Raw genomic sequence first — 26383 nt, 5'->3', positions numbered from 1 at the left:
GCTAAATTATATGTTTGAAAAAAATGACTTTTTCCGCTGCAATTGCCAGTATAATTCCCGCTTTTCCATACAAACTAACTCTGTAATACTTCACACACATCATTCATTTCATACAGACACAAAAACATGTAAGGGGAGGTGATTTCCAAATGGATACCAGCAAGGACACGGAAAAAGACCCGTTTGACATCGACATTCAGGCCTGTTCCACCATGGATTGTACCGGGCTGATTCCCTCTCTGCCTCAGGACGATGCGGAACGTGAATCATACGAGGACCTTTATCCCTATATCACAAAGGCCCAAAAGGTAGATGAGGACGCAAAGGGATAAATCCTGACGCCCCGCAAAACCACGGAAAAAGGCGGCACAATGGAATGGATCTGCATGGGCCAAGATCATCTAAGCCCTGCAGCCTTATTCCATCGTGCCGCCCTATTTTACCGTAAATCATTCCGTAATCATATCCCTCATAAGCCCCATGACAGCCTGATATCATCCATGCATGAAACGGCTCAGGAATTCCTGTGTCTGCCTGTCTTTGGGCGCCCCAAATATCTGCTCCGGAGCTCCCTCCTCCACGATCACGCCGCCGGCCATGAATACCACATGGCTGGATACATCCCTGGCAAATGCCATCTCATGGGTGACAATGATCATGGTAAGACCTTCACCGGCCAGCTTGCGCATAACCTCCAAAACCTCTCCCACCATCTGGGGATCAAGGGCGGAAGTGGGCTCATCAAACAGCAGTACCTCCGGCTCCATTGCAAGAGCTCTTGCAATGGCTACCCTCTGCTTCTGCCCGCCTGACAGCTGCCTTGGTTTTGCGTTGATATATGGTGCCATTCCCACCTTTTCCAGATAGTACATGGCATTTTTCTGCGCCTCAGCCCTGTTCTTTTTCAGGACCTTGGTCTGACCGATGATACAGTTATCAAGCACGGTCATGTTATTAAACAGGTTAAAACTCTGGAACACCATTCCTACCCTGGAGCGGTACTGAGGCGCATTTACCTTCTTGTCAGCTATGTTGGTGCCATGGTAGACGATCTCCCCTGTGGTAGGTGTCTCAAGCAGGTTCAGGCAGCGCAAAAGCGTGGATTTTCCGGAACCCGATGCCCCGATGATACAGGTGACATCCCCGCTGCTGACTGAAAAGTCAATGTCCTTGAGAACCAGATTGGTGCCAAAGGTTTTGCTCAGGTGGCGGATCTCTAAAATATTATCTCCCTTCATCACGCATCCTCCTTATTCTTGCCCTTATCATCCGGAAAACGGTACATACCGCTGGTATGGGCCAAGGTGTCCGTGGTGGCCAGGTCAAAGTTATCGGCCCCATCCATCCGGTTCTCCCACCAGCGAAGGATCCTGGAGCATGTGAATGTCATGATGAAGTACATGATCATGGTAATGGTATATGTCTCGAAATTCATATAAAGCGCTCCTGCGGCCGCCTTGGTCTTGTACAGCAGCTCCGTCACACCGATCACGGAGAGCACGCAGCTGTCCTTGATATTGATGATCAGGTTGTTGCCGATCTGAGGCATGATATTGCGCAGTGCCTGGGGCAGGATAACATAGACCATAGTCTGTACATGGGTCATACCGATGGATTTAGCCCCCTCTGTCTGACCCGGGTCAATCGAAAGGATTCCGCCCCTGACCGTCTCCGCCATGTAGGCGCCCGTATTGATGGAGAGAATAAAATTAGCAGCTCCCCACATGGACATATCAATGCCAAGAAGGGGCAGAAGTCCAAAGTAAATAAACATGGCCTGGGCCATCATGGGGGTTCCGCGGAAGAACTCCACATAGGCGTTTAATATCAGTTTTACCACCCAGAGCACGGCTCTCTTTACCGGGTTATCTCCCTTTCCGCTTGGTATGGTCTGGACAATACCAACGGCAAAGCCGATGATACAGCCCACCAATGTACCTACCAGTGCAATCCTCATACTGACGCCTGCACCCTGCAGCATTGACATACCATATCGGTTGAATACGACCATTACGCGGCCGAAAAAGTCTGTAGGCATATCCTTTCTCCTTACTGTCTGAACGTACTTTATTCCTCCCCGCAGCCACGGTCAGTGACTGCGCAGAAGGGTGTATCAATTAATTAGCCAGCGGCTGTACAGAGATGGCTTCATCCATCATCTGAGAGAAGTCATCCTTTGTCATCTTGGTGAGAACACTGTTGATGGCATCCTGTAATTCGGTATTTCCCTTCTTTAATGAAATACCAATATTGATGTCCTCATCCGTTACCTGGAAATCATTCTCCCCGCCGCCGAACTCGATCATCTTAAAGTTGGGGTAAGCAACCAGTGCGCCCTTGCCCGTTGGCTGGTCTGTCACAACCAGGTCACACTTGTCCGCATTCAGGGACATCAGCATGTCCGGTGCGCTTGCGGTAGCCGCCAGTACATTGGCTCCCTCGATCTGCGGCAGGCATGTGTTATACCAGATGGTGCTCTGCTGGGATGTACAGGTTGCTCCTGCCAGGTCGGCTACGCTCTTTGCATCCGCATACTTGCTTCCCTCCTTAACCAGGGTAACGATAGTCGCATAATAATACGGCTCAGTAAAATCCACTGCCTGAAGGCGCTCGGATGTAATGGACTGTCCGGCGATGACGCAGTCAACCTTTCCTGTGGTTACGGCCGGGATCAGGGAATCCCAGTCCAGACGCACGATCTCCAGATCATATCCCAGTTCGTCACAGATCTTCTTTGCCATCATTACATCATATCCGTATGCAAATTCATTGCTGTCAGCAATGGGAACCGCACCATTGGAATCATCGGGCTGGGTCCAGTTATATGGCGCATATGCACATTCCATGGCAACTCTCAGCGTCTTTTTCTCTCCTGCCGCCGCTGTTGTATCTGCTGCCGCCTGGCTGTCGCCGGAAGCTGCTGTGGCGGCATCCGCTGCTGTTGTAGATGCGGTGCCGGAACCGCCGCATGCTGTCAGGGAACCTGCGGCCAATACACCGGCCAGAACCATGCCTAATACTTTCTTTGTACTCAATTTCATAATAATCTCTCCTCTTTTAATGGAATCTATGCGGTCTTACTGTCTAAGAAAAAAGCCACACCCATCCACACAGGTATGACTCCATTGTCATCTGATGACCGGCAATCCCCTAAACAGTTTAACCTTGCCCTATTATCCTCCGGCACTCTTTATTTTATTAAATAAAATGTGCCTAACGTGCTAAGTATAGCATATCTCTTCTTGATTTCCAATACCTATTTACGTTTTTTTATGCATTAAACAGGTATAAATAAATGTAAAATCAGCCACAAATCTGCCAATTGGGAATTTGTGGCTGATACCTTATACATCACTTACTCTTTTGCCTGGGCTGCCTCCTGCTGTTTGGCTTTCATCAAGTCATCCATCTTCTGCAGGAACTCTTCATCAGGCCCGATCTCCCTGCCGTCCTCATCCACCTCCACGGCAAAGAGGAACGTCCTGGCATCATTGATCTCATAGCTGCAGGTTACCAGGGTATACAGGGTCTTGGCCGGATAAGTAACATCCACCGCGTAGCTGCAGGGTTTTATCATCTCATGGACAAAGGCGTCAAAGGATTCCTGGGATTTAAAACGGGTCTTTCGCACAATGGGCTGGGCCTCTCCATAATAACATGCCACTGCCTTCAGCCTGATCTCCCTGTCCGGGGTATAGATGCTGAAATACTGGTGCTCCTTAAAGTAGTCTTCCTCTTTATAGCGCACCACGTCCTTGAACATGCTTCCATTCTTCATGTTGTGGCCGTACAAAATATTGTTGCGCCCCACAAAATCCCCCTGGCTTTCAAAGTCCAGGTAAATGGCTCCGCCTATGCTTTCCTTTCCGTAAAAGTCATGGTTCAGATAAAAATCATTGTCCGTTCCCTGGACAATGGGGTAATCGATATTGGTATCCGGCACCCTGATCCATCCGATGGTATCCGGATTTTCTTCTTTTAGTTCATCAAAATTAATGGGTGAAACATAGGGTTCTGCCTCAGGCTCTGTCTCAGGTTCCTCTGTGGGCGCCTCGGTCTCAGGCGGCGCTGTGGTTTCCCTGGCAAGTTCCGCCAGGCGGTCATACTCGGCCTTGGCCCTCTGGTCCTCCATGTAACGATGAATGGTCATCCCCCCGCTGACAAGCATGACTGCAGCCAGTATAATGATGATGATCCTACGTATCCCGCTTTTGCCGTTCCTCTGCTCCATCTATGTCTGTCTGTCCTTTCTGTCTGAAAACGTATGTGAAGATAATACCTGGCTTTAGGCCAGGTTCGCCGCCTCCGTGCTGTCCTCTTCCTTCCAGCTGTCACTGCGAAGCACAGCGTCCTGCATCAGAAGAATCATCTCCATGAAGCTCCTGAAATTAATCTGGCGGCGCCTCTCTTTCCAGCATATAATTCCCTGCCAGGTGGAATTTCTCCTGAAAAGCACCCTTACCACAAATGTGGCCGGTCCGAAGTTGCCCGCGCACACGGTCACGGTCCTTGGTATGATTATATTTCCCTGGTCCGTCCCCTCAGGTAAGGGGTTCAGCATGTGTTCAATGGCTTCCTTAATATCAAATTCATTACAGAATAATTCCCTCTGTTCCACGGCAGGATGGGAAATATCGCCCTTCATGATAAAATTATCATAATTGCGGACCACCACCTCGCACATCTTCTTGCCCAGACCATAAGGGTTATCCTCCGGCCCTGGACCCAGCTCCCTGCTGAAATATTCCATTAATTCCAGAAAGCTTAAAAAGGAATGTGTCTCCCCATTCCTTAAATTTCTGATATCCCCCTGCCAGGTCGCATGAAACCGGTACTTAACATGAAGCCTGAACTCTCCAAGTTTTCCTTTGATTCCCTCAGAAGCTCTGGTTCCATGCTGTGGTTCCTCTATCCTGATATCCACAGGCTTTTTATTAAAATTCCTCTGGTCCACACTCTTCATGGGATAATGCAGCTTGTCAAATAAACCTTCCAATAGCAATGTCATCTCTGACAGACTTTTAAAGGCCATCCCCTGATCCAGGCTGTCGTGAAAAACCTGTCCACTTAACAGCCTGTTATCAAAGCTGTCTATGGTTATGGTATAATATTTGTATGAATCCGGCAGTGCTCCTGTTCTCGCAACAGACATATATTCACCTGCTTTACTTTGAATTGTTGTAAAATGTCCCATTTATCCTGTTATCAGTATAACAGCCCACGGTTACATTCCGGTTACAAAACTTCCCTTTGCTAAAATTTTTTTTAAGTTTTATTCTGGACATTTCCCCTATACGTTAGTATACTAAAATGTAGTAACTCTGTATTGCAAAGGAGAAAGACCATGAAAACATCAGCTTCCGAAGAAAAGCCTACTATTTATGTGAATACACTGGGCGGCTTCTCAATCAAGGTTGGTGATAAAGAGATAACCGACAACAGCAACCAGTCTAAAAAGCCCTGGTGCCTTTTAGAGTACCTTGTTGTGTTTCAAAAAAAGGATATAAGCCCCAACGAACTGATCAATGTCATATGGGCAGATGACCCCGGAGTGAATCCCCAAGGCGCCTTAAAGACCCTGATGTTCCGTTCCAGAAAGCTTTTGGAACCCCTGGAACTGCCTCCACAGAAACTTTTAGTCCAGCAGAGAGGTTCCTATGCATGGACTCAGGAGTACCCTACCCAGCTGGACATTGACCGTTTTGAGGCCATCTGCACCCAGGTGATCAACCACATTCAGGATGAGGACGCAGCGCTTAAACTGTGCCTGGAAGGGCTTGCCATCTATAAAGGCGATTTTCTTCCCAAATCCGAATATGAATCCTGGGTCATCCCCATCAGCACCTACTACCACTCCCTTTACCAGAAGCTGGTTTATAAGACAGTGGATCTGCTTTTGAAAAAGGAAAACTTTTCACTGATCACCTCCATCTGCCAGACAGCTGTGGGGATCGAGCCCTTTGATGAAGAATTCCATTACTACCTGGTATACTCCCTGTACAGGGACGGCCACACCAGCCAGGCAATCGAAGAATACAACCATACCATGGACCTGTTCTATAACGAATTCTCCATATCGCCTTCCGACCATTTTAAGGATCTGTACAAGACGATCCGCAGCAAGGAGCAGGGCATCAACACCAACCTGGATTCCATTCAGGAAACCCTCCGCGAGGAGGCTTCCGGCGGTGCATTTTACTGTGAATACCCTGTCTTTCATGACTTGTTCCAGCTGGAGCGCAGGGCCATTGAGAGAACAGGCGACTCCATCTATCTGTGCCTGCTGACAGTCAGCGACCTGGACGGACATGTGCCAAAGCTGGCTGTCCTGAACAAGTCCATGGAACACCTTAATAATGCGGTCCGCAACTCCCTGAGGTGCAGTGATGTGTACACCCGCTACAGCATCAGCCAGTACATTATCCTGCTCCCAACCGTAACCGCTGAAAAAGGAGAGATGGTATTAAAACGGATCATCTCTAATTTCCACAAGCAATATAACCGCAAGGATCTGACCATAGAATATAAACTCCAGCCCGTACTTCCCTGGGAACGCGCTGTTGGAGCTTTGATGGGGTGATGATGCGGTAATAATGCAGTAATAATATGTCAATCATGTGCCAATTCAAAAAGCTGCGGATGCACCGCAGCTTTTTATTGTTTTCATGAAACAATTCAGGACGGCTCTTCTTCCTGAACTGCTATATTTAACTTTCCCCATTCCCATAAAACAGGTGCTTCAGATTCCTCATCACATACCGGTACGCAGGGAGCAGAAACAGGTCGGCAGCGATCCATGCCACGGGATTGGCGATGCACACGGCCATGTACCCAAATACCGGTACAAGGCAGAAGCCCACAAAAGTCCTGGCCGCCATCTCGCACACCCCGGCCAGAATGGCCAGTCTGGAAAATCCCAGTCCCTGTATCATAAACCGGACCGTGTTCACATACAGAAGAGGTATGTAAAATACGCTGTTGGCAATTAAAAACCATTTGGTATTTCTCAGTATCTCCGTCTCTCCCGGATCAACAAACATCAGTGCGATCAAGTCGCCGAAGAAAAACAAAACCCCAAAAGCGATCACGGCATAAACACAGCCTATCATGGATCCTGCCTTTAACCCCTGATCGATCCGGTCCAGTTTGCGTGCCCCCACATTCTGGCCTCCGTAAGTTGCCATAGTGGAACCCAGCGCATCAAAGGGGCAGCAGAAGAACATACTGATCTTACTTCCCGCAGTTACCGCAGCCACTGCCATGGAGCCAAGGGAATTCACCGCGGTCTGCAAAACCACGCTTCCAATGGCTGTAATGGAATACTGGAGTCCCATAGGTATCCCCATGTTGCACAGGATCTTCATGTAGTGGCGGTCCGGCTTCCATTCATCCTCATTCATCTTCAGGATGGTGTATTTCTTCTTCATATAAAACAGGCAGAGGAGTCCTGACACAGCCTGGGCAGTTATGGTGGCCCACCCTGCTCCCGCCACTCCCATGTCCAACACCAGAATGGTGAACAGATCCAGCGCCACATTGACCACGGAAGAAAACACCAGGAACAAGAGGGGCGTGGTGCTGTCCCCCAGGGAACGCAGGGTACAGGACAGGAGGTTGTACAGGTAGGTGGCCGGTATTCCCAGAAAGATCACAAAAATATAGCTGTAGGCCCCTTCGATAATATCCTCAGGCGTCTGCATCAGTTCCAGGATATCCCGGCAGAAGAGACAGACCGTTGTTGTCATTACCACTGCGAATGCCGCGGCCAGCCAGCCGCCGTTTGCCACAAAACGCCGCAGGGCCTTCATATTCTTTTCACCAAACTTCTGGGCCACAGGAATGGCAAATCCGCTGCACACCCCCAGGCAGAAGCCGATGATCATAAAATTGATGGAGCCTGTGGAGCCCACTGCCGCCAATGCCTTTACCCCAAGAAACTTTCCCACGATAATGGTGTCAGCCATGTTGTAAAGCTGCTGGAACAAAAGCCCGCACAGCATAGGGATGAAAAACCCCAGTATCAGTTTTACGAGCGAGCCTTCTGTCATATCCTTTGTCGCACTCTTGGCCATACTATGTATCCTCTCTGCTTCTAAATCATCATCTGATTATCATCTGAATAAATTTACTCTGTTTGCATCTATTTTGCAAGTAGAAAATAAACCAAAATTCTCACTCCAGGACATACATTTTAGACAATTGGATTTCACTTCCAGTCAGCCGCGGGGAGCAGACTGTCCTTATTACGGAAAAAGGACAAAAAAGGGAGGCTGGGAAACGGATGATCTCACCCATTTCCCAGTCTCCCATACTTTTTGGTCACCGGCGCGGCCTATGCTCACTCATAGCAGAGCACCGGCATCCCTTTGTAAACCAGATCATAGAGAACCGCTGCCTTGTCCGGCGGCAGGTTGATGCAGCCGTGGCTGCCGCTGGTCTGATAGATGGATCCCCCGAACTTGCTTCTCCAGGTCGCATCGTGCAGGCCGATCCCTCCGTTAAACGGCATCCAGTAATCCACATGGCTCTCATATTCGTAGCTTCCATCCGCCTTTTTTGCTCCACGCAGGATCCGGTCCTTTTCTTTGTAAGTCAGACTGTAAATGCCCGCAGGCGTGTCGTAGTTCTTAGCGATATTTCCAGTTACACAGGGAGCTTCCCATACAAGGCTGCCCTCCTGGAACATGTACACATGCTGTCCGGTGAGGTCAATCTCCACATAGGTACTCCCCCAGTCCGGCGCAGTGCGGCTGGCAGCTGTGGCTGCATACACCGGCTCCCGGTCCTGTTCTCCCTCGGCCAGTCCTGCCTGTATGAGCTGGGTAAGGGCTGCGCTCTCCCCCGCCACATCCAGCTTCCATCCATAGGGGCCGGTGATCTCTACATCCTTTCCCCCCGCAGTGTGGAAGGTCCTGGCAGTTCCGGCCGTATCATACTTTGCAGCCAGTCCGGCCACAAACGCAACCACCTTTTCCTGGTCCAGCACCGCTGTGGTGCCCTGGCTGCCTGTAATCCAGCTGCATATCATCTCCCCGGTCAGGGGTTCCTTAACATCGCCGAACACATAATTGACAGTTGCTGTCCTATACCTGTTCATGGTATCACACAGGGCCTTCAGTTCCTCGCTGTCCTCCCGCACATTCACCTGGTAATAACAGCCGGCCCCATCTATATCCACGGATGTCCGCCCTGCCTTTACCGCTTCTTTGATCAGGGCTTCTGTTTTAGCCTCGTCCACATTATTCCCCTGTACTGCCGGTATAATGGTAAATGGCTGTCCCTCTTCATAGGATGACACACGTGCATCCGCGGTGACTGTGATATTAGAACCGCTTATAAGGGCCAGGGATCTGATCTTGGCTGTCAAAGCCTCCTCGCTGTAGGCCGCGGTCATGGTCATGGTATGGGAGTTGTCCGTGGACGGTCCCGAGTTGCGCCCCGAGGCGTTCTGGGCATCCAGAATAGCCTGGAGACCTTCCGGCACCGTCACCTTATATCCTATGTCCGTTCCCTTAATACGTTCCTCTTTGTCCCCCCGTTCCTTTATGGTCAGGGTATATTCACCGTCATAAAAACCTTCTATCCTGGTTTTTGCCTCATCTGTTGTAAGTCCGCCGATCCCCACACCGTTTACCTTTGTGCCGGGTACGAACCTGGTGGTATCCGCGTTCTGGTCAGCCAATGATGTCACTGCTAATGAGGCCGTAAAAGCCGCGGCTGTCATGACCGTCAAAAGCATTTTCCCAATTGTTCTTCCTTTTTTTACAATGCGCATAAATAATTAGCCCCAATCTTCACTTCTTTTCCAGCCCTGCCATAAAAAGGTCAGGCTGCCTACTTAACATAACAACCTTTTGGGAGAATTTCAACCGTTAAAATAAAAATGTAAGAATTCTTCATAAATTGGGAATTACGCGAAGGGGCGGGCGGGGTGCATCCATTGATTAGAAGAATGGGAATGGTGCGGCGGATACGGCGGCGGTTTGAATAAAAAGCCAGCCGAAATTAAGCCCCAGGCCCCGGGAAACTCCATTGATTCAATCGATGGGGTCCCCGGCGGCTGCGTTTTTATTCCGGCTGGCTGAATGTTTACGAAACTTCTTAATCTATTACTTCGATGCTCTGGATCACTGGCTGGTTTTCTTTAGGGACCGTGCCGTTGTTGTCCACTGGCTGGATATCTTTGCAGATGGCGTCCACAACCTCCATGCCCTCTGTCACATATCCGAAACATGCATATTCCCCATCCAGGAATGTGCTGTCCTCATGCACGATAAAAAACTGTGAGCTGGCGCTGTCCTTGATCTGGGAACGGGCCATGGAGATGGCTCCCCTTGTGTGGGACAGCGGATTTTCCACACCATTGCTTGCAAACTCGCCCTTGATCTCCTCATCGGAACCGCCCATGCCTGTGCCCAAGGGGTCTCCGCCCTGGATCATGAAACCGCTCATGATCCTGTGAAAGGTGAGCCCGTCATAAAATCCATCCTTTGCCAGCTTCAGGAAATTGGCAACCGTTATGGGGGCATTGTCCCCGTCCAGCGCCACGTCAATGGTGCCGTAATCTTTTACAGTGATCTTCACATGATGGGTTCCGGCCGCTGCCTCCAATTCCTCAGCGGACGGACCGCCGGTTGCTTCGCTTTCCTTTACCCCTGCTTCACTGCCATTTGCTGCGCTGCCTGTTTCTGCATTGCCGCTTGTCTCCTCCGCCTTTGCGGATTCTGTCTGGCTTTCAGTCTGGGCCTGGGTGGTCTGAGCCTGGGCAGATGAACTGCCTGATCTGCCGCTGCAGCCGGACAGCATGGAAACTGCCAGCAGGGCTGCCGCACCTGCACATATCCATTTTTTCATAATAAACACTCCTCATTCATCCGGGATCTTCCGCCCTTTGTTCCCGGGCCCCCGGTTAATTGGGCGCATATGTAAACTGCATGCACTGTGCCGCAGCCCATACGCCCTGGTTTTAAACTGCCAGAGCATATTGTAACATCCATGAACAGTCCAGTAAAGTATTTTATAAAATTATCACACTTTTATCACATTTTGGGTGTTGGTTTTATGGCCTGCCGTCACACGGTAATATACCAGGCACAGGCCCATGGTAGCCGCCATGTCGGGGAGCGTGCTGCCCACAGGCGTATCCACATGCATAAGGATTCGGTAGATCACAAACCCCGCAAACCATATGACCAGATTGGAAATGCAAAAGGATTCCCTTTTGTGATCCTGTTTTATGAAAAAGTAATCCATGATCTGGATGGCGATCATGGGAGCGAACACGGAACCGATCAGATACAGAAAATTGGTGATATTATCCATGGGAAACATCATGGCCGCCGCGGTACCTATGACCGTAACAGCCACAGCCGCCCACTTTTCCTTGATCTTTTGGGAAATGGACACACTGGATACCCCCGCGGAATACGCGTCCAGGAAGGTGGTTGTCACTGTGGAAAGTACAATGATGAGCAGGCCCGTCAGTCCCAGGCCGGCCTTTACCATAATGATGGAAATGTCGTACTCGCCTGTATAAATGGCAGCCCCCATTCCTATGACATACATAAAAATGCTCACAACGCCGTACACCGCTGCGCTTGCCGCTGTTGCTGCAAACGGACGCTCTGCCTCCCTGGTATAATCGCTGATCAGCGGGAACCAGGAAAGAGGCATTGCCACGGACAGCTCCACTGCTGCTCCAAAGCTCATGGCCTCCCCTGAAACTGCTTCCGCTGCCCCGTAGCCTGTGAAGATCACGCGGCACAGGATCAGGGTAAGGATAAAGAGGGCTCCCATAGCCAGGGTATTGATCTTCCCCAGATTCTGGATGCCGATCAGGATCCACACCAGGATCAATCCTCCGATCACCAGGCACCAGATCCACTTCCCTGCCGGGAAAATGCCTCCCGCTGCCAGCGCCCCATCATAGATCATAATGGAGGTCCAGCCCACCAGCTGCAGCACATTCAGGGCGCAAAACAGCAGGCTTCCCCGCTCACCGAAACTCATTTTAACGGTTTCCATGGAACTTTTCCTGGTATAACCCCCAATGAGTCCGGCCAAAAACAGCAGCACGCAGCCGATCACATGACCCAGAAGAATGGCGGCTATGCCTTTTTCAAATCCCAGTGGAGCCAGGTAAGTGCCTGTCAGTATCTCTGCAATGGACACGCCTGCCCCAAACCAGATCAGCCCGTTGCTGAACACAGAAGTTCTTTTTTCACTCATATTCCCGCCCTCCCTAATATTCGCCTTTAATGGCAAACGCATGGTTCATGGGACCGCTGCCCCTGCCAAGGTCCAGCATGGCTCCAAGCGCCCCGGAGAGGTACGCCTTAGCCTTTTCCACTGCCATATCCATCTCCATTCCCTTGGCCAGGTTGGAGGCAATGGCGCTGGAAAGGGTACAGCCCGTGCCGTGGGTATTAGGGTTCTGGATCCGTTTTCCCATAAACCAGCGCAGCTCCCCGTTTCTGTATAAAAGGTCATTGGCATCATTGTGCTGGTGTCCGCCTTTGCACAGCACGGCACATCCGCAGTTCTCCCCAATGATCCGGGCCGCCTCTTCCATATCCTCCTGGGAATTGATCCTGATCCCTGACAGGATTTCCGCCTCCGGGACATTCGGTGTCAAAAGGTCTGCCATGGGAATCAGCCGTTCTTTCAGTACCTGGACCGCTGCTTCATCTATAAGCCTGGAACCGCTGGTGGCCACCATGACCGGATCCACCACGATATTTACCCCATGATAGGCGGACAGCTTATCTGCGATCACCTCGATCAGCCGCGATGAGGAAACCATCCCGATCTTGACTGCGTCCGGAAAGATATCTGTAAAGATATCATCCAGCTGCTCACCCAAAAATTCAGGTGTCACTTCCATAATCCCTGTTACGCCGGTGGTATTCTGTGCAGTCAGAGCAGTGATCGCGCTCATTCCATATACCCCATGAGCGGTCATTGTCTTTAAATCCGCCTGGATGCCGGCGCCTCCGCTGGAATCACTTCCTGCGATTGTTAATGCTGTGTACATAGTTATTCTCCTTTTCGCATTAATTTTCTTAGGCGACAGAAGGTGGTGCCCCCAGCCTGCCGCCTGGGTGCCCATTGGGCTGATTCCCTTTTACCGAGTGATAATATCCACCGATGACACATATTGCCGATTCCGCGTATGGCCCATTCCACACCTGGCCCATTCCGCACAAAAACGGCGGTGCACCAAAACAGGTGCACCGCCGGCATATGATCTCCTATGGTCCCTACGTTGGCATTATCCAAATCAGGTAATGGGTCTAAGCATGAACAGCTTACTCTCAGCCCACTTAAGTGAGCTCCCCGTTGTCTGTATTAACAATACTCATTATAACTCTTTTTGGGAAAAATGCAATCCATTTTTCCATTCTTCCCCTGGGCACGCCTTACTCCGCCATGGCCCGGTCCACGATCTTCACCATGGCTGTAAAGGTTGTGCCGTCATAATCCACATCAAACTCATCCCCGGGATGGTTCAGGATCCTCCGGATACTGAGCATGCCCAGACCTCCGTCCTTTTTGCTGGAAAGGATCTTTCCCCCTCTCTGTGTGATCTGTCCGTTATAGGAATTTTCCACCATCATCATCAGATGGTCATCCATCCACCGGGCCTGGACCCGTATAAAACGTGCTCCGCTGATGCGCCTGCAGGCTTCAAAGGCATTTTCCAGCAGGTTTCCGATAACAATGCACAGCGTCAGGTCATCCACGGGCACGTGCGCCGACAGGTCGGCCCTGGCCTCAAAGGTGATATCCTCCTGGCGTGCTCTGGCTGCATATTCCTGAAGCAGTCCGTTAACTGCCTGATTCTGGCAGAATACCATCTGGGCCGTCCGGTCCAGTTCCTCCTTGAGGTTTTTAAGGTACCTGTCCTGCTCCTCCTTTTCCATGTTCTGCAGGGCGTGGATATGGTGCCGGAAATCATGCTTAATGATACGCACCTGCTCAATATAATCAAGGGTCTGGTTATAGTGCTCCCTCTGCTTTCCGATCAGCTGCCTTGCAAACTGCAGTTCCTCCTCCGTTTTCCTTCGGCATGTGATCTCCAGGGTATTTCCCAGGATCATCACATAGAGGATCAGGATCATGGCACAGAGGGCCATAAAGAACAGGATATCCTGGATCCCCCGGGATGCCAGGGAACGAGGGGAGAAAATGCTGTTTGTCCCAATGGCAAGCACCACAAGGGAAACGCAGGGATAGGTGAGAAGCAGGGAACAGGAACGGGTGGAAAGCTGTGAAAAAAGGCGGTCCACCGCATCTCTCAGCCAGAACCGCACAAACAGGCAGAAGCCGGCCGCGGAAACAAGGGATACCAGAACACAGATCTGGCCGTAGGACAAGGGAACACGGCTGCCCAGCACCCAGGCTGCAAATTCGTTCAGGGATGTGGAAAGCACGGCGAACAGCCATGCTGAAACATAAAGAAATGCCTTTTTCAGCAGACTGCCCTGAAAAAAGATGAGGAGCACAAGGAAAAACAGGCATGAAAAGATGCCCTGGAAAACAAAAAAGATCTCTTGGGGAATATGAAACAAGGACTGCATGGATACCATGATGACCCACAGATAGGCTGACACTGCGGCTATATTCTCCCGGTTCCTGTGCTTTGGCTCCAAACATACGAAAATAGGCATCATACGCACTGCCAGGTTAATCAGATTCAGAAAAATCGTACATGCGTTATCGTTCATGAAAACCTCATTTCAGGCGGTGATGGTAATATGCATTCTTGCTCTGCTTGTAAAAATTCCTGGAAATGGGGATCAGCTGTCCCTCCCTCATGTGAAAGCAGGAATCCTCCAACCGCTCCACCTGTTCCAGATTCACCACGTAGCTCTGGTGGCAGCGCAAAAACTGCGGATGCTCCTTCAGCTCCTCCTGGAGTTCCGACAGCTTCTGCCCGATTGCCAGCGTCTCCCCGCTTGTCAGGGTCACAAATACCCGGTGCAGGCGGTTCTCAAACCAGGCGATCCGCTCCAGCTTAAGGTGTACGGGAACACGGTTGTGGATAACGGATATACACGCTTCCCGCTCTCCCAGGTACTGGTTTACCACACGTTCCATGGTGGCCTCAAAATGATTCCTTTCCACCGGCTTTAGGATAAATCCTGCCGCATTGACGCTGTACCCATCCACCGCGGCCTCCAGGGATGAGGTGATGAAGACCACCGCGTGATTCCCCTTTCCCAGCCTGGCCGCTGTCTCAATGCCGGTCAGCCCAGGCATCAGCACATCCAGCAGATACAGGTCATACTCCTGTCCGGCTTCTATGAGTTCGCTCCCTTTTTCATATGTATCAATATGCACTGCCATTTGACGCCCTTCAAAAAATACGGACGCGTATTCCACTATGAAATCACACTCTTCCCTTGTGTCGTCACAGACAGCGATCCTTAGCACGTTTTCATCCCCCTCCGGCAGACTCCCTGGTCTGTATCCATAAGATCCGCAGTTTTCTCTACAGCGTTTTTCTCTATTTTATGGGCATTCCTTCCATAAGTCAAGTTTGGGATTTAAATGTCATATTCGGTATCAATTCTGCAGAAGTGGTTATTTATTCCAACAGCAGGGGTATGTTACACTTATTGTATGAAAATATGTAATAGTTCAGGACGGCGGAAAAACGGGTGCAAAAGCGGGCGTTACGCTTGCTTATAAGTCCGTTTTGGCGCCCATTTTCACATCGGATGGACATCCGATGCTTCTTGACCGGCTCTTCCGGTCAAGAATATGAGCCGTTCTGAACAGTTACAAAAATTTTATACAGGAGGGATTTTATGGGTACAAATATCATTGTAACAATCATCGTAATCGTCTACCTGCTTTTTATGCTGTGGATTGGCTGGTATTCTTCCACCAAAATATCCACCAACACCGACTTCATGGTGGCCGGACGCCGTCTCGGCCCGCTTCTCATGGCCGGAACCCTGGCAGCCACGGAGATCGGCGGCGGCAGTTCCCTGGGCGTTGTGCAAAACGGTATGTCCGGATACGGCCTCAGCGCTTCCTGGTATATTACCACCATGGGAATCGCCTTTATCATCCTGAGCTTTATTGCCCCCAAATTCCGGGCCGCGACCGTTAAGACGGTTCCTGAGTATTTCCGCAGACGCTACGGCAGATCCTGCGGCATCATCACAGCCGTCATCATGCTGCTTCCCCTGGTGGGTCTTACCGCCGGACAGTTCATTGCCTCAGCCGTTATCCTTTCCACCATGCTGAACATCGATTACCAGGTTGCGGTAATCATTGTGGCAGTGGTGGTAACCGTTTACTCCATCATGGGCGGCCTTTGGAGTGTCACTCTCACCGACTTTGTCCAGGTATTCCTGATCGTGATCGGCATGATCATTGCAGTCCCCTTTGCCATGAACTATGCGGGAGGATGGAGCCAGGTCACTGCCAATATTCCGGAGGGAACCCTGAACATGTTCCAGGGCTATGACCTGTTTGGGATCATTTCCCTGGTCATCATGTACACGGCCACCTTCTCCGTAGGCCAGGAGGCAGTATCACGTTTCTATGCCGCCAGGGATGAAAAGGCTGCCAAGAGAGGCGCATGGCTGGCTGCACTGGTGAACTTTATCTATGCATTTATCCCCACCATCCTGGGCATCATCACCCTGGCCCTGATCAACATGGGCAAGTTCAGTTCCACCCAGTTTGAATCCGTTGGCGCCCGCTACGCCCTGCCGGTTCTGGCCATCAATACCATGCCCGCCCTGATCTGCGGCCTGCTGTTTGCCGGGATCATCTCCGCTACCATGTCCAGTTCCGACTCCGACCTTCTGGGCGCCGGCTCTATATTTGCCAACGACATCTATAAGGCAGTCCTAAAACCGGATGCCTCCAGCCAGTCTGTTATGACCGTGACAAAAGTGGTAATGTGCCTGGTAGGCGTTGCCTCCATGCTTATCGCACTCTTTAATACCCAGAGCATTGTATCCATCCTGATGTTCTGCTTCACCCTGAGGGCCGCCGGTTCCTTCTTCCCCTATGTGATGGGGCACTATTGGAAAAAAGCCTCCACGGCCGGAACCATCGCCTCCCTGATTGCAGGGACCGTTGTGGTCGTGTATCTGGAGCACGTATCCAAAGGCATGCTCTTCGGAATTAAATTCAGCCAGCCCATCATACCGGGCCTTGTGGCAGCATTTATCTGCTTTGTCATTTTTTCCTATGCCATGCCGCCAAAGGTGGCGACAACGGAACTGGCCCCGGAAGAGGACGATTGACACCGGATGGGATCAGATTCATCAGGATCTGCTGTTTAAAAAATAAAGGTGGATGCCGGACACATATTTGTGTTTCGGCTCCACCTTTTCTGATGTATCCTTCTGGTTTACAAATTTATCTTTCCGGCTTAACGTTCCGGTCCTCACTCTTGATTCAGCGCTTTCATTACGGTCCTGTACATCTTTCCCACCAAAGCCTTTACCCCCCGGCTGTACAGTCCCCCATCATCACGTTCCAGCCCTTCCGCCAGCATGCGGGACGCGCCACCGGCGGTTTTGTCCAATTCAGCCAAGTGGATAAAAGGATATCCCCACAATAAAAATTCATACAATTTATCACATACCTCCCCGAATCCCATTAGGGAATGGATCCTCAGCAAACGGATCACGGAATCAAAGACCAGATAAAACAATCCGCCAAACCGCGTCTGTTCTTCCATACAGGACTTCAGGGCTCGCTTTTCCTCCTGCTTCAGAAGTGAAAACACTGCCCCGATCACGCTGTCGCAGGTATAATATACGATCTGGATACTGTTAAAAAACATCTGAAAATTCTTGCTGACCGCAGGCATACAAAGCTTATCCACATCCGGGGCAGAAAACATGACCCTGATCCCCACTCCATTGACAGTATGGACCACCCCCAGGGCGCTCAGCAGTTCAACCGACCTGCGGACAGTACTGAAGGATACACTGTATTCTTCCGCGATCGCTCCATAGGAGGGGAGATAATCCCCCTCAGCATAGCCTCCTTCCAGCACGTGGCGGATCAGGTTGGATACCAGAGCATAACAGCATTGGGGCCGGTCCCGGTAGACCGTCCATTGGAACAGAGCCGGTTCAGGCACGTCTTTCTGGTCCTCCACAGATGCCAAATACTCCATAATGGCATTATAAAACTCCTTCTGCAGCTGAAAAAAGCCATGTAAGAATCCTGTCTTATCCAGATTCCGGCAGGAGGATATCATCTGTGCCCCAATGGCTTTGGCATGTTCCCCACCATAGGCAAATTCACCCATATTTTTCTGAAAACACGGAAATCTGTAATACAGAAGCGCTTCATTATACAGGTTCATAGCCAAAGGATTATCCAGACTCTTCATCATGACGTAACAGCATCTGAGGGAGATTTCGGAAGCCTCCATACCCGGTTGGGAAATACTCCTTCCCAAAGCCTCCATCTCTTCCGCCTTAAGACGCCTGCATCCCTCCTCCAGCAAAGGCCTCAGCACCAGCAGAAGGGACTGGTTGACACCGGGCATCATATCTTTTCTGGCAAGAAAGTATTCCCTGAGTGACTGCTGTATTTCCTGGTCAGAGACATCATAGGCCACCGCGCTCTTCCTGCCCGGGGAGACATCCACATATCCCTCTTTGTTCAGCTGCACAAACGCCCTGCGGATGGTCTGCCTGGATATCCCGAACTTCTCGCACAGCTCACCGGCAGAAGGCAGGACATCCCCCTTTCTGTAATATCCGAATCGGATACGTGATGCGTAATATTCATATATTAAACGGGATTGGCTGTAATCCAATGCAGACCCTCCTTCAAACGTATTTTGAGATATTATAGCATTTATTCTTTGATTCTGCCACGGTCTCTTGTTATTTCATGGTATTTTTGATATAATACTTCAAATGTATACTTATGAACAAGGTTGTGGGAGTATGAGACTATGAATGAACATGCAAACGACACTTATGCAGGGTCTCCCGGCGGACCCTTATCCACATATTACGAATATAACACCCTGATGCGGCTGTTAGGTGTCAGCGTGAGCAAGCATCTGCTGGATGAACACTACACCGTTATCTGGGCCAATGATTTTTATTATCAGCTGATCGGCTGGTCAAAAGACGAGTATGAAGATATTTTCCATAACCAGTGTGACCTTTATTACAGGGAAGATCCGGAAGAATGGGCGCGGCTGACAGCCACGGTGGTGGAGGCAAGGAACACCAACCAAAGCGGCTACAGTCTGATATCACGTATTCGCCGGAAAGACGGCCAGTATATATGGGTGAAATTTTCCACAGCATTTGCGGATGAGTATGTAAACGGCTGTCAGGTTGCCTACACCAGTATTACCAATATTGACGACCTGGTGCGTATTCAAAAGGAGCAGTCGGTTACCTATAATAATCTTCCCGGCTTCGCGGCCAAATTCATGGTGGAGGGCAGGGACCTGCAGCTTCTGGAGGCCAATGACCGATTCCGCGGATTTTTTGGCTGTGACAGCCTTTCCTGCGGTCTGTCCAACTGTATGACGGAAAAAAACAAACTCGCCTTTGAACAGAACCTGCCCCTGATGCAAGCGGGCAGATCCGTCCATTTTACGCTGGAAGCCCGTAATAAGGAGGGGAACAGTGTGTGGCTCCAGGTCAACGGTGACTGTATCGACTGGGTGAACGGCCGCCCGTTTTACCTTATCATCTACATTGATATTACAGACATCACCGAGCAGAAGGAACTTCAAAAGCAGCTGGAAGAGCGCTCTGAGATGTTAAAAAATGCCCTCAAGGAAGCCGAGCGGGCCAACCGGGCCAAGTCTGACTTTCTTTCCAGTATGTCCCATGACATACGGACTCCTATGAACGCCATTGTGGGGATGACGGAGATCGCCTTTGCCCACCTGAATGACCCTGAAAAGGTGGGCAGCTGTTTGAAAAAGATCTCCCTGTCCAGCCAGCACCTGCTGGGCCTGATCAACGATGTTCTGGACATGTCCAAGATTGAAAGCGGAAAAATGGCCCTGCGGTATGATTCCATGAATCTCCCCGAAGTCATGGAAAATGTGATCGCCATTGTACAGCCCATGCTAAAATCCCGCAAACAGCTTTTTTCCATCCAGCTAAAGAACATAGTGCACGAACAATTTTCCTGTGACACCCTCCGTCTGCGGCAGATCCTCATTAACATCCTGTCCAATGCCTCCAAATTCACTCCCAGCCAGGGACGGATCACAATAAATATAGAGGAGATCCCCTCGGAAACCAGCGGTGAAACGCAGATGATATTTACCTTCACCGACACGGGAATCGGTATGAAGCCGGAGTTCCTGGATCATATTTTTGACGCGTTCACAAGGGAACGGGACGGACGGGTGGACAAAACCGAAGGCAGCGGCCTTGGCATGGCCATCACACAAAAGATAGTGGAATTAATGGGCGGAACCATTACTGTTGAAAGCCAGTGGGAAAAGGGAACCAGGTTCACGGTAAGCCTCCCTCTCCGCATTGAAGACCAATCCATGGAGCAGTGGGAATTTCCTCCGCTAAGGATCCTGGTTGCAGATGATGACACCATTATGTGTGAATATACGATTCATCTCCTGGAGGGCTTGGGAATCCATGCCACCTGTGTCACCAGCGGTGAAGAAGCCCTGGAACAGGCTATAACGGCCCACCGGCATAACCGGGACTTTGACGCCGTGATCGCGGATTGGAAAATGCCCGGAATGGATGGCCTGGAAACCATGAAAAAGATCCGGGAACAGGTCAGCCGCGATGTGCCGGTCCTGATCGTCTCCGCCTATGATTGGGCTGAAATTGAGGAGCCCGCAATTGCCGCAGGCGTAAATGGCTTCCTGCCAAAGCCCCTGTTTCCCTCCACCCTCATGAGAGGACTGAACAGGTATGTCCTTGGGCGTGATCCTGCTTCCGGCCAAAGAGACAGGGAGCGCCGGTATGATTTTACGGGAAGCACCATCCTGGTGGTGGAGGATAACGAGTTGAACCGTGAAATCGCAGTGGAACTGCTGACCGCTGTGGGCGCCAGGGTAGAGGCGGCATGTGACGGCGCCCAGGGCGTGGAAGCATTTTCCCACTCTCCTCTTCATTCCTGTGATCTCATCCTCATGGATATCCAGATGCCTGTCATGGACGGATATACCGCAACCCGGCTGATACGGGAACTTCCCCGGGAGGACGCGGCCACCGTACCGATCCTGGCCATGACCGCCGATGCCTTTGCCGAGGACATCCAGGCTGCCAGGGAAGCCGGAATGGACAGCCATATCGCAAAGCCGCTGGACATAGCGGAACTAAAGCAAATGATCAGCCGCTTCCTATAGCGCAATACCATTAAAATCCCCCGGCATGTCACATCCGGGAGCTTTTAGTTTGTTGTCTCCATTAAGGACCGATGGTAACCGGCACTCCCAAGTTACAGTACTGCCACAGCGTATCCATAACATCATTGGTCACGGCAATACATCCCGCAGTGCCGCCTCCCTGTTCTCCATGTATTTCAATGGCTCCGCCCAAAGGCGTATCCCAGGGCGGCTTTTCTCCTGCCTTGTTTGCGTCCACAATGTCCTGGTACTGTTCCTGATTGATCAGACCGTCCGCAAGGCCTCTCTCAGCATCCTCAATATTTGGATAAGACAACCCCAATGCCAGATAATACTGACTTTTGTCATTCATGGTGCACACATAGAACTTGCCTGAAGGGGTGATCTCATCCCCCTGCTGCACTTTGTCCCCTGTGGCCGATTCCCTGCCCAGTTTAGCCGGCCATGTACCGATCACAGCACTGTAACGGCTCAGGGTCACTGTGTTTTCTTTTTTGCTTACATAGATATTGATACCGTTCACAGACGGTTGATAAACCGCCCCCGGCCCTGCCTGTCCGGCCATGGCGCTTACAGGGGCTGCTGCCCACAATGCCAGGGACAGTATCCCCAGCCCCAGACGTTTACGGATATTCCTCATATACGCTCTCCTTATACGGTTTTATGCCTGGGGCAATTATACCACATGAACCAGAAAATGGAATTGACGTAATAAAATTGAAAGGAAATCCTAAGCTTTTTCCCCATATCCAAGTTTTGGAAGCACATTCATAGGATAATCCAGGATCACAAGGGACGCCTCTTTGTCCAGATAGTGCTCCTGCTTATGTATGATCACGATATGGCTTCCTGTAAAATACTTGATATACTGTCTGAACACCTCGGAGGCCATGGTTGTTCCAAGGAGCAGCAACACATCTGCCTTAGTGATCTCCTCCGTGGTCTTTGTCATGTTCTGGCTGTCCACCATCTCTCCCACCAGGGATATCATGGGCCTTACAGGGATATTACAGGTTTCACAGATGGGGACGCGCCTGGCGTTCATGATATAGGACAAAGGATACTTTTTCTTACACCTGGGACACTGGTTCTGATAAATGCTCCCGTGGAGATTGACCACTTGGCGGCAGCCTCCCCTGCGGGGGCTGTCGTAAATGTTGCTGTCGATCACGCACTGAAGTTTCCCGTCCCGCTCCATGGCCGCCAAAGCCGGGCCGGTGGGAGTGTCCCTGGGTGCGTTGTGCAGCATTTCATTTTTGTAAAACTCAAAAAACTGTTCCGGACGGGTATTGTAGAATGCGCTGGAATACATCTCCTCCACACCATAACCGTACCGGTTCTCAATGTCATAGGCTTTATCCTGCTTCTTAATGCCTATAAAACCGCCCTCTTCCATCATACCGGAGCCACAGAGCGCCACTGTATAGGTACTGTCATCCAGAATTCTCCTCAAATGAGATATTTTCTCATGAGTTTTTTTCTCATTCATAGTGATACCTCCTTCCGGCTGCCCGAAATCATCTTCCGGGAAGATTACCATTGTATCTTATTATCACTATTATATAATTTTTTCCAGATAATTACCACAGTTTTCGGCGCATTTATCATACTATTGACAATTTTTTTTATCATTTTCTTTCTTCTCAACCCGCGAATAAAGAAGAACACCCCCGATTGTAACCGCTCCCCCCATGATTTGAAGCGGTTTTGGCACTTCGTTAAAAAGGAAAAGGGCAAACAAAGCGGCCACGGCAGGCTCACACAGCTTGGAAGCAGATACAAAGGAGGGGGAGAGGAATTTAAGGCACCAGCTGAAAATGCTGTGCCCTAACAGGGTGGAGCATACGCTGAGAAGGAATCCCACCATCACGGAACGCATACCGTACCCTGTAAACGCCAACCCGCTGGCAGCAGTGGCAAGTCCCAGGGCCAGGGCGCAGAACACATATACAATATAGGTGTAAATCGTGGTGGACATATAGCCTCTGACCTGACGCCCGATCAGGGTATACACGGAACAGAATATGGCAGCTGCCAGGGCCAGGATATCCCCAAACAGGTGGTCTCCTCCTGATGAATAATCGGAAAACGCAATGAGCATGCTCCCGCCAACGGTCACAAAAATCGTTCCCACCGCTGCCAGGGAAACCTTTCCTTTTAAAAAGAGTGCGTATCCCATGGCCACCCATATGACCTCTGTACATGAAATTGCAGTGGAGCTGGCCACCGAGGTCATGGTCAGGGATTCAAACCATGAGGTGAAATGCAGGGCCAGGAACAGACCGCTGGCAGCGCACAGCAGTACGGTCCTTCTGTTGGCCCCCATCAGTTCCTGCCTGCATTCCTTTTTTCCCAAAACCACCGGAGTCATAAGCACAACGGTCCACGCAAGCCTGTAAAAGGCTGTGACAACAGATGGCGCCTGGGAATATTTAACAAAAATAGCCGATAAGGAGATACCGGCTATTCCGATCACGATCATTATCAACGGATGTTTTTCTAAAAATTTCATCTGGGGTACCCTGCCTTTATTCTTGGTCATTGCCGTTATTCTACCACAATCCCCTTACACAGTCCAGATGAAAGTGATTTTAAGATCACGGATCATCCCGCCCATAGCTTTGACCGCTGCTCATGGTATATAGAAGCGCAGTCTAATCCAGATTGTTCTTCACTGCAAAAACAGCCAGCTGGGTACGGTCCTTCAGTTTCAGCTTTTCTAAGAGACGGGAGATATTATTGCGCACAGTGCCCTCCGCCAGGAAAAGCTCTGCCGCGATCTCCCGGTTGTCCATGCCCTGGGCCACAAGCCGCATGATATCCCGCTCCCTGGGCGTAAGGTCCATGGCCTGATCCGGCCTAAAACCCGAGGGCGCCATCTGTCGGCGCATGCCTTCAAATACGCTTCCTCCAAACACCCGGATACCGGCGCATACTGTTTTTACGGACTGGATAACCTTATCGTCCTCCATCTCCTTTAGGATGTATCCATCCGCCCCGCTGCACACAGCCGCGTCCACCGTCTCCCTGTCATCAAAAGTGGTGAGCACCAGGACCTTGATATCCGGAAACTCCTCCTTGATCTTTGCAATTCCGTAGCTTCCATCATACTGGGGCATGCGCATATCCATCAGAACCACATCCGGCTTCACCTTCCTGCATAGCTGCCATGCCTCCCTGCCGTCCGCTGCCAATCCGGCCACCTGAATGTCACTGTCCTGCTCCAGGATCGCCTTAAGCCCCTGTCTCAGTATCTGGATATCATCAGCGATCACTACCTTTATCATAAAATCCCCCTCTCTTTTATCTGCCGCTACGCGGACTCCCTATCCCGCAGGGGCAGATTGATATAAATCTGAAAACCTTCCCCTATTCCGGATATGGTTCTAACCTTGCCCCCAGCCCGTTCCACCCTCCGGCGGATACCGCTCAATCCATTTCCCTCCTCTATGCTGCTGCATCCCTGGCCATTGTCAAATATATAGAAGTTAAGACTGCTGCTGAATTTGAGGATCACATCCATATGGGTGGCTTCTGCATACTTGAGACAATTGGTGATCGCTTCCCGGAGGCTTTCATACACAACAGGCGACAGATAAGAATACTCCTGTTTGTCCTCGCCCTGTATTTCCACCTCCACCTCGATCTCCTTTACGCTTGCGGCCAGCTGGTAGACGCCCTGTGTGATCAGTCCATAGGATTCTCCCTGCCTGAGATTGTTAATGGAACAGCGCAGCTGGCGGATACCGCTTCCTGCCAATTCCTGGGCCTGAGACAGATACTCTCCCGTACCAGCGCCCGTGCCCCCGCTTTCGTAATCGATACGGATCAGCTTTAACAGGGAATTGATCATGGTCAGGGTATGACCGGCTGTGTCGTGTACCTCCTGTGCAATGCGGTTGCGTTCCTGTTCAATAGCCAGTTTCTGGTTGGATACTGCCAGCTCTCTTCCCTGCTCCAAAAGCTGATAATATCGTCCCACATCCGAGAACATCACAGTTCCTGCCACGATCTTCCCCTTTTTATCACAGCAGTTGTAATGTTTGACTTCCAATTTCCGTTTCTCATGCCCGTCATCCAGGGTAAGGACCGTGCTGCCTGCCACGGGATCTTGGGTGTCCGATATGCCGGGGTGACGGAGGCCCGTTCCCGGCTCTCCATCCACCCGGATCCCCCTGTCCTTTAGCATGTTCCACATCTCCTTTGCTTCATCGCCGGTCCTCAATCCAAACCACGTTTTCACGGCTTCATTGCAGTATGTAATCTTCCCCCTTTGGTTGTACACCACCACCCCTTCTGAAATCGTATCAAAGATCTGTTCATAGGCCATGGTATTCACATCCAGAAAATCATAGCGGAAAACGGCCAGCAGCATCAGGATGCTGGACAGGGCAAATGCCGGGGGCGTCAGGTCAAAACCGCTCCTGACCAGTCCAGTCATGTAGAGCAGGTTAAACCCAAGCGGTACTGCGGCCGACAAAAGGATCACTGCCATGTGGGACAATGCCACCCGGTTCTTTTTAAACGTCATTAGTACCACCGCCATGCCAGCCAGTACGCAAAGGTATGTGTATGCCATATGAATATAGAACACAGGGCCATAGACCACCTGTTCCACTTCAAACATGATATAGAACAGGTGGTGATATTCATTGGTGAGAAGAATGGAATAATTCACGGCGGAAATGCCAAACAGAAGACTCTCCGCCCAATGGTTTAATTTCCTTTTACTGTACAAAAAAGCAAATTCCAGCCAGGCAGGGCCAATAAAACTAATGCCCAGATAGGAAATAACATAAGCCAGGTACTTCATTCCCCGATTCATGGGAAGGGCAGAAAACAATTGGGGAATGCACCATATTATGATAAGGAGCTGGCATACCGCCAAGGCTCCCGTGGTCTTGTTTTTATCCGCCTTTATGATCAGCCATCCCGATGTATAGAGAGACAGGCCAATGGCTAAAAGATATGCGGTCCTCAGCATGATATCCAACATGTTCCAAACCTCCTTGGGTATGATCCCCTCTGCAAAAAGGCAGA

At 50.5% G+C, this 26383-nt stretch carries 22 protein-coding genes and 1 riboswitch; of the genes, 4 read left to right on the top strand and 18 right to left on the bottom strand.

The window, feature by feature from the left end; genetic code table 11:
• Window positions 1-149 precede the first annotated feature (149 nt).
• The gene (locus tag ABID13_RS18985) at window positions 150-332 is read left to right on the top strand and encodes a hypothetical protein (RefSeq protein WP_007867442.1); all 183 of its coding nucleotides are present in this window, start codon (window positions 150-152) and stop codon (window positions 330-332) included.
• Window positions 333-494: 162 nt separating this feature from the next.
• Here the strand turns inward: ABID13_RS18985 and ABID13_RS18980 are convergent, their stop codons facing one another.
• From ABID13_RS18980 to ABID13_RS18960, 5 genes are all read right to left on the bottom strand, one after another.
• Window positions 495-1238 (bottom strand): amino acid ABC transporter ATP-binding protein, encoded by a 744-nt coding sequence (locus ABID13_RS18980; protein WP_007867445.1) that lies wholly within the window; start codon window positions 1236-1238, stop codon window positions 495-497.
• The gene (locus tag ABID13_RS18975; protein ID WP_007867449.1) at window positions 1238-2038 is read right to left on the bottom strand and encodes an amino acid ABC transporter permease; all 801 of its coding nucleotides are present in this window, start codon (window positions 2036-2038) and stop codon (window positions 1238-1240) included. The genes ABID13_RS18980 and ABID13_RS18975 overlap by 1 nt, the downstream gene beginning before the upstream one ends.
• A 79-nt stretch (window positions 2039-2117) precedes the next feature.
• The gene (locus ABID13_RS18970) at window positions 2118-3041 is read right to left on the bottom strand and encodes a transporter substrate-binding domain-containing protein (RefSeq protein WP_045092344.1); all 924 of its coding nucleotides are present in this window, start codon (window positions 3039-3041) and stop codon (window positions 2118-2120) included.
• Between the two features lie 314 nt (window positions 3042-3355).
• The gene (gene srtB, locus ABID13_RS18965; protein ID WP_007867454.1) at window positions 3356-4231 is read right to left on the bottom strand and encodes a class B sortase; all 876 of its coding nucleotides are present in this window, start codon (window positions 4229-4231) and stop codon (window positions 3356-3358) included.
• Between the two features lie 54 nt (window positions 4232-4285).
• Complete coding sequence (locus ABID13_RS18960; RefSeq protein ID WP_048929373.1) at window positions 4286-5152, bottom strand: hypothetical protein; 867 nt, start codon at window positions 5150-5152, stop codon at window positions 4286-4288.
• A 192-nt stretch (window positions 5153-5344) separates the two neighbouring features.
• On the opposite strand from ABID13_RS18960, the gene ABID13_RS18955 reads away from it, so the two are divergent.
• On the top strand, window positions 5345-6580 hold the full coding sequence (locus ABID13_RS18955; RefSeq protein ID WP_007867459.1) for a BTAD domain-containing putative transcriptional regulator: 1236 nt from the start codon (window positions 5345-5347) through the stop codon (window positions 6578-6580).
• A gap of 127 nt (window positions 6581-6707) precedes the next feature.
• Here ABID13_RS18955 and ABID13_RS18950 read toward each other — a convergent pair whose 3' ends face one another.
• From ABID13_RS18950 to ABID13_RS18920, 7 genes are all read right to left on the bottom strand, one after another.
• A complete protein-coding gene (locus ABID13_RS18950; RefSeq protein ID WP_048929374.1) occupies window positions 6708-8072 on the bottom strand; it encodes an MATE family efflux transporter in 1365 nt (454 codons plus the stop codon).
• Between the two features lie 266 nt (window positions 8073-8338).
• Complete coding sequence (locus ABID13_RS18945) at window positions 8339-9739, bottom strand: L,D-transpeptidase family protein (protein ID WP_007867464.1); 1401 nt, start codon at window positions 9737-9739, stop codon at window positions 8339-8341.
• Window positions 9740-10101: 362 nt separating this feature from the next.
• Complete coding sequence (locus ABID13_RS18940; protein ID WP_007867467.1) at window positions 10102-10854, bottom strand: peptidylprolyl isomerase; 753 nt, start codon at window positions 10852-10854, stop codon at window positions 10102-10104.
• Between the two features lie 174 nt (window positions 10855-11028).
• A complete protein-coding gene (gene cytX / locus ABID13_RS18935; RefSeq protein ID WP_082082566.1) occupies window positions 11029-12246 on the bottom strand; it encodes a putative hydroxymethylpyrimidine transporter CytX in 1218 nt (405 codons plus the stop codon).
• On the bottom strand, window positions 12242-13033 hold the full coding sequence (gene thiD / locus ABID13_RS18930) for a bifunctional hydroxymethylpyrimidine kinase/phosphomethylpyrimidine kinase (protein ID WP_007867473.1): 792 nt from the start codon (window positions 13031-13033) through the stop codon (window positions 12242-12244). The genes cytX and thiD overlap by 5 nt, the downstream gene beginning before the upstream one ends.
• Window positions 13034-13239: 206 nt before the next feature.
• A riboswitch (TPP riboswitch) is annotated at window positions 13240-13348 on the bottom strand.
• A gap of 70 nt (window positions 13349-13418) precedes the next feature.
• Window positions 13419-14726, bottom strand: coding sequence for an ATP-binding protein (locus tag ABID13_RS18925; protein WP_007867475.1), 1308 nt, complete (start codon window positions 14724-14726; stop codon window positions 13419-13421).
• Window positions 14727-14733: 7 nt separating this feature from the next.
• Window positions 14734-15435 carry a LytR/AlgR family response regulator transcription factor gene (locus tag ABID13_RS18920; RefSeq protein WP_007867477.1) on the bottom strand — a complete coding sequence of 234 codons (702 nt, stop codon included), beginning with the start codon at window positions 15433-15435 and terminating at the stop codon, window positions 14734-14736.
• Window positions 15436-15812: 377 nt separating this feature from the next.
• Here ABID13_RS18920 and ABID13_RS18915 point away from each other — a divergent pair, with 377 nt between their 5' ends.
• Entirely contained in the window at window positions 15813-17270 is a 1458-nt protein-coding gene (locus ABID13_RS18915; RefSeq protein ID WP_048929376.1) for a sodium:solute symporter family protein, read from the top strand.
• A 143-nt stretch (window positions 17271-17413) separates the two neighbouring features.
• On the opposite strand, the gene ABID13_RS18910 is transcribed toward ABID13_RS18915, so the two are convergent.
• Window positions 17414-18805 carry a GntR family transcriptional regulator gene (locus ABID13_RS18910; protein WP_045092348.1) on the bottom strand — a complete coding sequence of 464 codons (1392 nt, stop codon included), beginning with the start codon at window positions 18803-18805 and terminating at the stop codon, window positions 17414-17416.
• Between the two features lie 141 nt (window positions 18806-18946).
• Here ABID13_RS18910 and ABID13_RS18905 point away from each other — a divergent pair, with 141 nt between their 5' ends.
• Window positions 18947-21343, top strand: a complete 2397-nt coding sequence (locus tag ABID13_RS18905; RefSeq protein ID WP_048929377.1) for a response regulator — start codon at window positions 18947-18949, stop codon at window positions 21341-21343.
• Window positions 21344-21404: 61 nt separating this feature from the next.
• On the opposite strand, the gene ABID13_RS18900 is transcribed toward ABID13_RS18905, so the two are convergent.
• From ABID13_RS18900 to ABID13_RS18880, 5 genes are all read right to left on the bottom strand, one after another.
• Entirely contained in the window at window positions 21405-21983 is a 579-nt protein-coding gene (locus ABID13_RS18900) for a L,D-transpeptidase family protein (RefSeq protein ID WP_048929378.1), read from the bottom strand.
• 90 nt (window positions 21984-22073) lie between these two features.
• Window positions 22074-22832 carry an SIR2 family NAD-dependent protein deacylase gene (locus ABID13_RS18895; RefSeq protein WP_007867490.1) on the bottom strand — a complete coding sequence of 253 codons (759 nt, stop codon included), beginning with the start codon at window positions 22830-22832 and terminating at the stop codon, window positions 22074-22076.
• Window positions 22833-22952: 120 nt separating this feature from the next.
• Window positions 22953-23855, bottom strand: a complete 903-nt coding sequence (locus tag ABID13_RS18890) for a DMT family transporter (protein WP_045092388.1) — start codon at window positions 23853-23855, stop codon at window positions 22953-22955.
• A gap of 142 nt (window positions 23856-23997) precedes the next feature.
• A complete protein-coding gene (locus tag ABID13_RS18885) occupies window positions 23998-24630 on the bottom strand; it encodes a response regulator (protein ID WP_007867493.1) in 633 nt (210 codons plus the stop codon).
• A gap of 26 nt (window positions 24631-24656) precedes the next feature.
• A complete protein-coding gene (locus ABID13_RS18880; RefSeq protein ID WP_048929379.1) occupies window positions 24657-26339 on the bottom strand; it encodes a histidine kinase N-terminal 7TM domain-containing protein in 1683 nt (560 codons plus the stop codon).
• Between the last annotated feature and the right edge of the window lie 44 nt (window positions 26340-26383).

Source organism: Enterocloster citroniae, from assembly GCF_040545455.1.
Lineage (GTDB): Bacteria > Bacillota > Clostridia > Lachnospirales > Lachnospiraceae > Enterocloster > Enterocloster citroniae.
The sequence above is the reverse complement of the archived record's forward strand: the minus strand, read 5'-3'. Positions and strand labels throughout refer to the sequence as shown.